This window comes from Paenibacillus sp. Soil522 (genome assembly GCF_001428245.1).
Taxonomy (GTDB): domain Bacteria; phylum Bacillota; class Bacilli; order Paenibacillales; family Paenibacillaceae; genus Pristimantibacillus.
Genome location: NZ_LMRV01000087.1, coordinates 1 through 11,297 on the forward strand (window position 1 = coordinate 1; position 11,297 = coordinate 11,297).

Genomic DNA, 11,297 nt, shown 5'->3' on the forward strand with positions numbered 1-11,297 from the left:
ACGAAACTAAACAACCAGTCGCCGGTTGATTTCCGACGACTGGCTGCTTAAACTTGTAAGGTGTTTTGATCCCTGTCTCACAAATGGGGGTCAGTCCCGGTGTGTTTATAGGGCTTTTTGTATGCCGGAACAAGGATGAATTTATTTATAAGCTTAATGGAAATCTAAATGTATAAGATCCAGAATATGAGCGATAATCCAGGAGAAGGAAAAATCGCCATCGTTGATCTTTCAGCGATGGCGAGAGCCGCCGCCGAGCGATTCGGCGGCCTTACTCGTTGCTGATAACGAAGGAGAGGTATCGTTAAATGATTCAACAGAAAGGATATGGATTTATGAGAAAAACAAAAAAAGCATTGGCAGCCCTGTTGGCCGGCGTTATCACTGTATGGGCGTTGTCATCGTCAGCAGTGTTTGCGGCCTCCCCTCTGCCAACGCCGGTGAAATCGTATCATTTTGAGAACGGCCAGGGAGACCTGATCTTGAACGGGAATCCGGCAATTGTACCCACACAGGATATGGCTGCCGAGATTATCAGTAACCGTCTCATTCTCCCGCGTGTCCTGACAAAGGACACCGTTTTGCCGACCAAGCTGGATGGTTCAGACATTACATGGACAAGCAGCGATAAGTCAGTGATCGCAGAGAACGGGAAGATCACAGCTCCGGCAACCGGCATGAGCGATGTAATCACGCTCACCGCAAAGATCAGCTTTAAGAATCAGATAGAGAGCAAGGAGTTCCATGTACAGGTATTGGGGCAGGACGGCAAATCGATCCTTGGCTATACCCGCCAGCCCGACAAATCCACGGTTTATGACATCCGCATCGCCGATAGCCTGCATCTTGGATACAGTGAGGACGATAAGACCTTTGAGCCGCTTAACCACAACTATGGCATCCTGTTCGCCAAGGCAGATTATTCTGTCAACACGGTGCAGGGTGAAACCAAGCTGCTGAAGGGCCCATACATATTCCGCATGAAGGACAGCGGGTTCGACATTATCGCCACCCGAACGGACCTGAAAGGAAACCCGGATGCCCCCGGAAAAATTCTGTTCTTTACATCGGAAGACCTGATCAATTACACCGAGGTTGGCATGCTGACATTGGATTCAGCCGAAAGTGAAATCACCGGACTGTCCTGTGAATATGACGCGGCGGCGGGCAATTACCGGATTGGCTGGGTGGGCGCGGACGGCACGGAGTTCTACCGTACGACCAGTAATTTCAAAACTCTGAGCAATATGACGGAAGGCCCCATCTTTAAGGCCAATTATGCAGTCGGCATGGTTACAGCCGATGAAAACGCCGACTTGACCGATCCGGCGTCGTGGGCCAAGTCAGGCTATGCCTGGATGCATTCCGGTTCGGTGGAAGGCGAATACGGCCCCGGCCACAACTCCTTCCTCATCGATGAATACGGCAACGTTTACAACGTCTACCATGCCATGTTTCTGAATGACAACCTCCGAGATGCCAGCGTGCGGCTGGTTCATTTCCGGGCCGATGGCTCTCCGATCCTCGATATGACCGCGGAGGAGGAGATCCTTCCCGCGAACAAAACCGTACGGGCGACGGTCACTGTAAATGCGTCCCAAGAGCAGAAAACCTTTACGCTTACAGAGGCTGCGAAGTTAACGGACGCCAAGGTCGTCGAGGATGTAAAACATCAGCTTGAAATTCCCAATGCGAACGATATCCGCGGCAATATAACCCTGCCTATGGAGCTCAGCGCCTCTGATGGCAGCGGGGCTGCCGCAACAATTACTTGGGCAACAACCAACGCAACCATTGTAGACGTGAATGCGGAGGGCAGCGAACCCGCAGGAGTTGTCAACCGGCAGGCAAAGGATGCTCACGTGACCCTGACTGCCACGATCAAGTCGGGCAAAGCGAGCGGCACCAAAACCTTCGATCTTTTGGTCAAGGCAAAGGCGAATGTGGAGGAAAAGACCGCATACCTGTTCGGACACTTTACAGGCGAGGGAATAGATGAAGAGCAGATCTATTTTGCTTCCAGCAAGGATGGGAATTTTTGGACGGATCTGAATGACCGCAAGCCCGTTCTAAAATCCGAAATCGGCATGAAAGGCGTACGTGATCCGTATATTATCCGCTCTCACGAAGGAGACAAATTCTATATGCTGGCGACTGACCTCAGTGTCCGCCTGCAGGGCTGGTCAAACGCGACAAGCCGCGGAAGCCGCAATCTGGTTATCTGGGAATCCACCGACTTGGTAAACTGGAGCGAGCCTTGGCTTTCAGAGGTGGCGGTTCTTGGCGCCGGCAATGCATGGGCGCCAGAGGCGATATACGATGAATCAACCGGCGAATATGTTGTTTTTTGGGCTTCTATTGTAGCCGGAGAGGCCAAAAATGCAAAAGGTGAAGAACAACAGCGTATCTTTTATAGTAAAACACGAGATTTCCGCAACTTCACCCCCGCACAGCTCTACATCGCACGGCAGAAGGAAGACGGATCCTATACCCATATCATTGACACGACAATTATCAAGGCAAAAGGGAAATATTACCGCGCCTCCGCAGACGGCCAGATCACGATCGAGGAAAGCGACTCCATTTTGGGAGAATGGAAAAGGCTTTTCAATTTGAGAGAGCTGTTCAATGATAATTGGAAGCTGGACGGAAATCAAGTTGAAGGCCCGGAGTTTTTCAAATACAACAAAGATGACCAGAAAGTAGAAACTTGGGGACTGCTGGTTGACCAATATCGCTCCGGCGAGGGCTATCTCCCGCTGCTTACCACCGATATTTCCGATGCGACTGGAGAAAAGTGGAGAATGTTGAATAAGGATGCGGGCGAGTATTCTTTCGATCAGCTTAAAAAACGCCATGGAACCATTTTGCCCATTACGGAAAAGGAATATAATGCCATCATGTCAAAATGGGGTCGATAGCTCCGGAGACACAGCAAGCTCCGGTGTATTCAGGACGATCGCTACGACAAGCGCCCGGTAAGTTGCAACGGTATGAGGATCGACGTTTCTTCATGCTGAGATAATCGTATATTTTTTAATTGCATTCAAGCATAATATCATCTATTATGTGTATGAATTAATAATTTTGTATTGTGATTAACATTTTTATTTATCCAACTAAAAAAGTCTGAAAAAAAGAATAATCAAAAATATGAAATAATTATGAAGGAGACTATAAGCGATGAAAGAACGAGGGACACTTAGGGTATCTACGCAGGAGCGGGGGGCGGAACTCGGCGATCTGTTCGGCATCTTTTTCGAGGACTTAAATCATGCGGCGGACGGCGGACTATACGCGGAGCTGGTTCAGAACCGGTCCTTCGAATTCGATCCGATCGACCATCGGGATTACCATGCCTTAACGGCGTGGGAGAAAGTCGAGCGAGGCCGCGGAAGCGCTGAATTGACGGTGGAAGAGAGCAAGCCGTTCTCCGGGCGCAACAAGCATTACGCGGTCATCGGGATTTTGTCGGAAGGCGACGGCGTCGGCATTATGAACCAAGGCTTTAATTCCGGGATTCCCGTCAAGCAAGGTGAAGCTTATTCATTTTCGTTCTACGCCAGACGGGATTCCAGCTTTAACGTACCGGTTCGAATTACGGTCGAAGGAGTAGACGGTACCGTTCATGCTGCAGCTGAAATTGCGGTGGCATCCGATGAGTGGACAAAGTATGAAGCGGTATTGACGGCAAACGCTACGGATGTCAGCAGCCGATTAGCGATCGTGACGAAAGGAAGCGGCAGGCTTTATTTGGATATGGTCTCTTTATTTCCGCTTAAAACCTTCCGAAACCGGCCTAACGGCATGCGCGAGGATATTGCGGCGCTGATCGCGGATTTGAAGCCGAAGTTTATGCGTTTCCCGGGGGGCTGCCTGGTCCATGACGGTTCGCTCAATCCGGATGACAGGAACTCCATGTACCGCTGGAAAAACACGATAGGCGATGTAGAGCAGAGACCGGCGAGGCGGAATAATTGGAGTTATAACCAGACACTGGGCCTCGGTTATTATGAGTATTTTCTGTTCTGCGAGGACATTGGAGCCAAGCCGATTCCGATTTTGCCTGCCGGATACGATCCGCATCATAAACGAATCGTTCCTCTCGATGAGCTGCAGCCATGGATCGATGACGCGCTTGATCTGATCGAGTTTGCCTGCGGTGACGCCTCTACCGTATGGGGCGGTATCCGCGCGGGATTAGGCCATCCGGAGCCGTTCGGGCTGGAGTATATCGGTATCGGAAACGAAGAGGTCGGCGAACCTTTTTTCGAGCGCTATGCTTACTTCCACCGGGCCATTAAAGAGAAATATCCCGATATGAAGATCATCAATTCCAGCGGTCCGTTCGCGGCCGGCGGGGAATATGAACGAGGCTGGAAATCGGCCAGAGACAACGGCTCGGATCTCGTGGATGAGCACTATTACCAGTCGCCGGAGTGGTTTTTGGCCAACTATGACCGGTACGATCATTTCAAAGCCGATGAACCGAAGGTGTTTTTGGGCGAATATGCTTCCTGGGGCAATACGTATTACAATGCGCTTGTCGAAGCCGCGTTTATGACGGGGCTGGAGCGGAACGCGCATGCTGTCGGGCTGGCCTGCTACGCGCCGATGCTTTGCAACATCGATTACGTCAACTGGAAGCCGGATATGATTTGGTTCAATAATCATGAGGTGTACGGGACGGCGAATTATTATGTGCAGCAGTTATTTATGCACCATCAGGGAGATCATTTGCTGCAAATTGAAGCAAACGGATTTGAGCGGCCGTATGCCGAACCGGCTAAGCCGATCACAGGGAAGTTTTCGCTAGGCACGGATCTTTGTTCTGTCCAGTATTGGGATATTCAGCTTATCAACGATGAGACGGGAGAAGTCAAACATTTAGCCGGGCAGGGCGGGATGCTGTCGGATACGCAGGAAGATCGCTTGAATGGGACGGTTGTCAAGACGCGGGAGCTGGATGAAACGGATTGGGGCAGCTATACCTTACGTTTCAAGGCGAAGAAAATAAGCGGTCCCAAAGGTTTTGACGTATATTTTGGAAAGAACGATGATGAAAATCAGTTGATATGGGAAATTGGCGGGTGGCAGAATCAGGATTCCGCGGTCGTTTCCAAAGTGGACGGCAGAGCCTCATGCCTGACCCAAAGTTTATTTACGGTGGAAACTGGTATTGCATATGAGTTTGCTTTAGAAGTGTCGGGAAGGCGGATTCGAACCTATGTCGACGGCGTCTTGATCAATGACACGGAGGATAAGCTGCCGGTCATCGAGCCGTTGTATTTTTCCGCCAGCGCCGATCAATCGACCGGAGATGTTATCGTAAAGGTCATCAATGTGCAGGAGCAAAGCGTATCCGCACAGGTTGTATTGGCGGATTTGCCCAAAGTGCCGACGTTGGTCGAAGTGTTCGAGTTGTCCGGGTATGCGCTTGATGAAGCGAATGATTTTGAGTCGCCTAGGCGGATACTGCCTAAGCGGAAAGAGCTGCAGACCGAGTCGAATAGCTTCTTCTATGATTTTCCAAAGCATTCCGTTACGATTTTTAGAGTGAAATAGCGATAAATTGTTGAAAAGGGGAATGACAGATGAAAGCGCCATTGTTTAGAGACCCAATTTTTGACGGAGCGGCCGATCCGGTCGTCATATGGAACAGGCAGGCTAAGGAATGGTGGATGATTTATACGAACCGCAGAGCGACGGTTGAGGACCGTAAATATGCGTGGGTGCATGGCACGGACCTCGGGGTCGCATCGTCGGCTGACGGCAGCGAGTGGGTGTATCGCGGAACGTTGATGGGGCTGGATATCGAGTGGGGACACAATACGTTTTGGGCTCCGGAAATTTATTGGCATGCTGGAATCTATCATATGTATGTCACGTATATTCAAGGCGTGCCGGAAGATTGGGGCCGTCAGGCCGATATGATGCATTATACAAGTCCTGATCTCATAAATTGGAATTTTCAATCCAAGCTGGCCATAAGCGAACAAAGCATAATAGATGCTTGTATTTACCGGCTGCCAAGCGGCACGTTCCGGATGTGGTTCAAAGAAAACAACCATACCTATGCCGCCGACAGCGCGGATTTGTATCATTGGGAGCGGGTTGGGCCAGTGATCGAAGGACGCGGGCATGAGGGGCCGAATGTGTTCCGTTTCAAAGATTATTATTGGATGATCGTGGACGAGTGGAGAGGGCAGGGCGTTTACCGTTCGGACGATTTGATCGGCTGGGAGCGCAACGGTCTCATTCTCGATAAGCCGGGAACCAGGGAGGAGGACGGCACGATCGGCCTGCATGCCGATGTCGTCGTTCAGGGAGAAGAGGCATATATTTTTTACTTTACGCATCCAGGCAGAACCGGCGGGAATGAAGCTTCGACTTATGAGACGAGGCGTTCATCCATTCAGGCAGCGAAGCTTGAAGTCATCGACGGTGTCCTGGTGTGCAACCGCGACAAGCCGTTCGAGCTGAGGCTGCAGCCGGAAATCGATTGATGACATTCACATCCTTTTTCCACAATTGTATCTGAATTATGCCATACTCTCCGGCTACACTGAATGCGTAAACCAAATTCGAGTGTATAAAGGAGAGAGGGAAAAAAATGAAGAAGAAATTTGCGGCGTTGATGGTTAGTTTGATGATGTTCGCCGGAGTGGGAAGCGCGTATGCGAGCGATGTGCCGCCGGCCCCGCCGGTGAATGAAAGCATGATGGACGGCGAGGAGACTGCGTTTCACACCCAAAAGCTCGATGTGCTGAAAGAGTTTCAGGATGAACTGCACAAAATTAACGCTTTGCGGGTAGAACGGCTCGGGTTGAAAACGCAAATCGTACAAAAGCAGGACCAAATTCTCGACTTGACCATTGAGGCCAGAGAAAACGGCGACAAGGAAGCGTTGAAACAAGCTGCTGAGGTTAGGAAACAGCTTCATAAGGTCAATGCGGAGCTTAAAGTTTTGTGGAAAAAGGTGGCCGCTGAAAAGAAAGCGTTCGAGAAAGCTGTTAAAGACGGCAGCGATGAGCGGGCTCAAAAGCATATTGACAACACGATCGTGCTCTTTGGCAAAATTAACGGCAAGCTTGGACAAAAGATCGGTTTGCTTGATCAAATGATAGCCGTTCTGAGCTAATCTCATCCATAAGCTGCGTATTTACGGAATCGCTTGAGAGACTGCTAGATTTGATCAACAATGACGCAAACAAGATGAGGGAAATGGCGGTGCAGGGGTTTATTCCTGTACCGCCATTTCTTGATTTCGGATGATATAATAGACAGGAAAAAAGGAGGGGGCGGTACCCGGATGAAACATATATTCGTCGTAGATGATGAGAAGAGCATAAGGGACATTCTGAAAAAGTATATCGAAAATGAAGGCTATAAAGTGACGCTGTTCCAAAGCGGGAATACCGTGCTGCCGGAAATAGGCCGATTGAAACCGGATTTGCTCGTTATCGATATTATGATGCCCGGGATCAACGGTATGGACTTATGCAAACAAATACGCAAAACGAGCGAGGTTCCAATCATCTTCGTCACTGCCAGAGGCGAGGAGCTGGATCGGGTGCTCGGTTTGGAGCTGGGGGCTGATGATTATCTGACCAAGCCGTTCAGCCCGCGGGAGCTGGTGGCGCGCATCAAAAACATTTTCAAACGGCTGGAAAAAACATATCCAAATTTTGCGGGAGTCGAGCTTAAAGACATCGAGCTGCAGAAGGAGCGCAGAATGGTGTACAAGGACGGGAACGAAATCAGGCTGACGACGAAAGAGTATGAGTTCTTCGAATTTTTGGCAGAGCACCGGAACTTGCCTTTTACGAGGGAGCAGCTGGTGCAAAAAATTTGGGGCTACGACTATTTGGGCGATGACAGGCTGATTGACGATCTGGTCAAACGAATCCGGAAAAAGCTCGCCGAGCACGGCTCGGAAGTTCAAATTACGACAGTTTGGGGGTACGGCTACCGCCTTGACGGATAAAATGAAAATCGGCACGAAGCTGCAGCTGAGCAATTTTGCTTTAGTTATGACGGTGCTGATCGTTACCGCAATCTCGTTTCAGTTCTTGTCCTCGCGCTATTTGGTGAACGAAGCGAGCCGGCAGATGAAGGCGGATGCGGAGTCGATCGTCCGGTCGCTCAATAAAGTGCAGCGGCTTTCGGATCAGAGCGTCGCCGAGCGGGTGGCCAGCCGCAAGGAGCTGCGGTTGACGGGGCAGGTGCTCGAATCGAAGATCGTCGTATTTGACAACAAGAACCGGATCGTATATACCAACGTCAGCACAGGAGATATCAGGACGCTTCAGCAGCTGGACCAGCAGAACAATTCGGACTATCTTGTCGTCAGGAGGCCGATTTTTGCGGAGGACGGGGAGAAGACAGGCCGTATTTTGCTTGCAGCGAAAATCAACGATGTCCGCAAGCTGAACCGTCTGCTGCAGGGGGCACAGCTTGTCAGTATCGTCATCGGAGGAGTATTTGCGCTAGGAATGGGCTATTTGCTTGGCCGGAGCATCTCGAAGCCGATCAGGTCCTTGGCGGCAGGGATGCGGAAATTTTCTCCGAAAAAGGGGGTACCCGAGCTCGCCGTTCATTCCCGGGATGAGATTGGGGAGCTGGCGGATTCCTTTATCGACATGGCGAATAAACTGAGTGCGTACGATAAGCTGCAAACCGGCTTTTTGCAAAACGCTTCCCATGAACTGAAAACGCCGCTTATGGCCATTCAGGGCAACGCGGAAGCGATCAAGGACGGAATTGTACAAGGGCGCGAGACGGAAGAAAGCTTGGACGTCATCATTTCCGAATGCCAGCGGTTGAAGACGGTTGTGGATGAACTCATTTATTTGACCAAGCTCGATCATGTGACGGAGACGTTCCAATTTGACCTGATACCAGTTGGAGAAGTACTCGCGGATGCGGTAACTGCGGTACAGGGACTGGCCGAGCGGAAAGGAATCCATGTGGCCATAACGGGGGATACCGATACGGCGGTCATGTTGGACCGGGAAAAGCTGAAGCGGGCATTCATTAACATTGTCGGCAACGGAATCCGGTATGCCGGGTCGAGGATCGTGCTGCAGGCGGTTCATTCCGGAGATCACTTGGAAATATGTTGTACAGATGACGGGAACGGTTTTTTTCCGGGAGAAGAAGCGTATATTTTCGACCGTTTCTATAAAGGAGCGAATGGCGGAACGGGTATCGGCCTGTCGATTACTAAGGCGATCGTCGAATCGCACGGCGGTGTCATCGAAGCGTCCCAAGGGGAAAACGGGGGAGCCGTTATCCGGGTGACCTTGCCGCTGAGGAGAAGCGTGTAATTAAAAAGCGGGATGTTTGCGGAATTGGCTTCTTCCGCAAACATGTTATTTTTGCAAAGAGGGCGGAATATCTTTTCACATTCGTAGTTTCTTTTAAAGAACTACGAATGTGATAAGATATCCCTACTCAGATATTGTTCAAATAACGAACTCTTCAGGAATGGCTGACTTTAGGCATTTCGATTAGAAGTTTAATCATCGTTTAATCAATTCGACATAAAATGTTAAATTACCCCATGTTTGTAAGGCGTGAAGTGACAGAATGCACAAACGGAGTAGGTTATAATTCTTATAGAAAGTGATTAAAGTAGCATATGGGAGACGTGGAAGTGCGTTTAATATCTGGGCACCTTAAACGCATGGAGTCAGTGGTGCAACCGTCCCGTAATGAATGGGGGGACAAGGAGAAAGGCACTTGTAAAAAAATGATCGTCAAGACATGAATGTGGAATGGAAAAAAACCTTATTTATGAAAGCGTTAACAATAACGCGAAACTGCGACTGACGATCTATATAAATTGAACTAAAGATTGAATGTACGCTGAGTCGCATAAAGGAACAATCTCCCTTTACTCAACTCGATTATTTGTTTGAGCCGCGTATAGCGGGATGTATCATTCTAATAAGTTGCAAATGATCGATAAATGCGCTCGCTCCTACCTAGAGCTATCTTGAAATTACACTAAAAACATCTCTATTCTGTAAAATACAATATAGCTATTTATATTGATCGGGATAACACGCGATGACCGGACAGAGTAGGATGAAATTCTTTTGTTCAACTAATATAGTTCGCGCGATCTGCCGGAACCACTCAGCCCGAAGATAAGCTTCACGTGACATCCGCATGTTAAGGTCAATGTGAAAGTTTCAAGTTCCTATCGCACGAAGTCTAATGCAGAGCGTTTTTCCCGAATCCGCATTGTTATTTCTACGTTATGCAAACAAAATCTTCCGATTCTCTTTTCGCTTGCTTCCGCCTTTCACGGTCAATTTAACTACTAAACAGACCTAAGCAGTAACCTTTATATAGCTGATCTAAATATACTTTAATTAGTAAAGGGGACGTTATGAACTTTATCCAGTAAATGGGCACTCGGGATAGTGGAAGCGACTAGTGCAACCGTCCAAGAAGAAGGTCGTTATTGGTTTACCAATGACCTCGTTCACTCAATGAATGATTTTGAACACTTCTGGGAGGTTAAAAAATGATTAAGGTGGCGGTAGTTGACTCCTTTCCTTTAATAAGAATAGGACTTGTTGCAGTTTTATCAGCAGAAACGGATATTTTGCTGGCTGGAGAGGCCGCCAATGAGGAAGAAGCATATCGGATATTAGAAAAGGAGCAGCCTGATTTATGCTTGATGAACAATAAACTGAACAACAAATGCGGGTTAGACATTATTAAAGAATTTAAAGAAAGAGGCATCTCTTGTAAGTTCATTTTTATAACGTCACTCATGAGCAGAGAAGAATTATCTTTGGCTGAGAAGATTGCGATTGATGGGTATGTTCTGAAGGAAGCCCTTCCGGAAGAACTGCTTTATGCGATAAGACTCATCTATCGGGGCCGTAAATATTACGACCCGGGGTTAATGGAAATGAAAGTAGACCGGGAAAACCAGGATTCATATAAAGATTTAACTTTTAAAGAAAAAGAGGTTTTAGGTCTGCTCGGTTTAGGCCTGAATAATAAAGAAATCGCTGTAAGATTATTCATTTCGGAAAATACCGTAAAGAAACACGTAAGCCAGGTTCTGGCCAAGTTGAATTTATCTGATCGAACGCAAGCTGCATTATTTGCGAACTCGAAAGGAATCGTAAAGTTTCAACGCATTTCATAACAAAAGGGGCTGCTCCAAAGTGAACTGCGCCCCGTCAAGTAGACAGTACAAATAATAAAAACCAGTTATGCGGCCTTAGTCCTAAATTCCATCGGACTGAGGCCGTTTAATTTCGCCTGTAATC

Annotated in this window: 7 protein-coding genes and 1 riboswitch; all 7 genes read left to right on the forward strand. The window is 48.6% G+C overall.

What is annotated here, in order from left to right:
• Positions 1–308: 308 nt before the first annotated feature.
• The 7 genes from ASG81_RS33225 to ASG81_RS25405 all read left to right on the forward strand — a co-directional run bounded on the left by ASG81_RS33225 (position 309) and on the right by ASG81_RS25405 (position 11,173).
• A complete protein-coding gene (locus ASG81_RS33225) occupies positions 309–2,921 on the forward strand; it encodes an immunoglobulin-like domain-containing protein (RefSeq protein ID WP_056641072.1) in 2,613 nt (870 codons plus the stop codon).
• Between the two features lie 262 nt (positions 2,922–3,183).
• On the forward strand, positions 3,184–5,565 hold the full coding sequence (locus ASG81_RS25380; RefSeq protein WP_056641075.1) for an alpha-L-arabinofuranosidase C-terminal domain-containing protein: 2,382 nt from the start codon (positions 3,184–3,186) through the stop codon (positions 5,563–5,565).
• Between the two features lie 29 nt (positions 5,566–5,594).
• Entirely contained in the window at positions 5,595–6,506 is a 912-nt protein-coding gene (locus ASG81_RS25385) for a glycosyl hydrolase (protein WP_056641078.1), read from the forward strand.
• 107 nt (positions 6,507–6,613) lie between these two features.
• Positions 6,614–7,141, forward strand: coding sequence for a hypothetical protein (locus ASG81_RS25390; protein WP_056641082.1), 528 nt, complete (start codon positions 6,614–6,616; stop codon positions 7,139–7,141).
• 171 nt (positions 7,142–7,312) lie between these two features.
• Positions 7,313–7,987: a response regulator transcription factor gene (locus tag ASG81_RS25395; protein ID WP_056641085.1), complete on the forward strand. Its 675-nt coding sequence runs from the start codon at positions 7,313–7,315 to the stop codon at positions 7,985–7,987.
• Positions 7,977–9,329: a sensor histidine kinase gene (locus ASG81_RS25400; RefSeq protein ID WP_056641088.1), complete on the forward strand. Its 1,353-nt coding sequence runs from the start codon at positions 7,977–7,979 to the stop codon at positions 9,327–9,329. The genes ASG81_RS25395 and ASG81_RS25400 overlap by 11 nt, the downstream gene beginning before the upstream one ends.
• Positions 9,330–9,637: 308 nt before the next feature.
• Positions 9,638–9,721: riboswitch (cyclic di-GMP riboswitch) on the forward strand.
• Between the two features lie 816 nt (positions 9,722–10,537).
• The gene (locus ASG81_RS25405) at positions 10,538–11,173 is read left to right on the forward strand and encodes a response regulator transcription factor (protein ID WP_327205190.1); all 636 of its coding nucleotides are present in this window, start codon (positions 10,538–10,540) and stop codon (positions 11,171–11,173) included.
• Positions 11,174–11,297 lie beyond the last annotated feature (124 nt).

Coding starts and splice junctions, on each gene's coding strand:
- ASG81_RS25390 (WP_056641082.1), top strand. CDS start 6,614: ATGAAGAAGAAATTTGCGGCGTTGATGGTTAGTTTGATGATGTTCGCC.
- ASG81_RS25385 (WP_056641078.1), top strand. CDS start 5,595: ATGAAAGCGCCATTGTTTAGAGACCCAATTTTTGACGGAGCGGCCGAT.
- ASG81_RS33225 (WP_056641072.1), top strand. CDS start 309: ATGATTCAACAGAAAGGATATGGATTTATGAGAAAAACAAAAAAAGCA.
- ASG81_RS25380 (WP_056641075.1), top strand. CDS start 3,184: ATGAAAGAACGAGGGACACTTAGGGTATCTACGCAGGAGCGGGGGGCG.
- ASG81_RS25395 (WP_056641085.1), top strand. CDS start 7,313: ATGAAACATATATTCGTCGTAGATGATGAGAAGAGCATAAGGGACATT.
- ASG81_RS25405 (WP_327205190.1), top strand. CDS start 10,538: ATGATTAAGGTGGCGGTAGTTGACTCCTTTCCTTTAATAAGAATAGGA.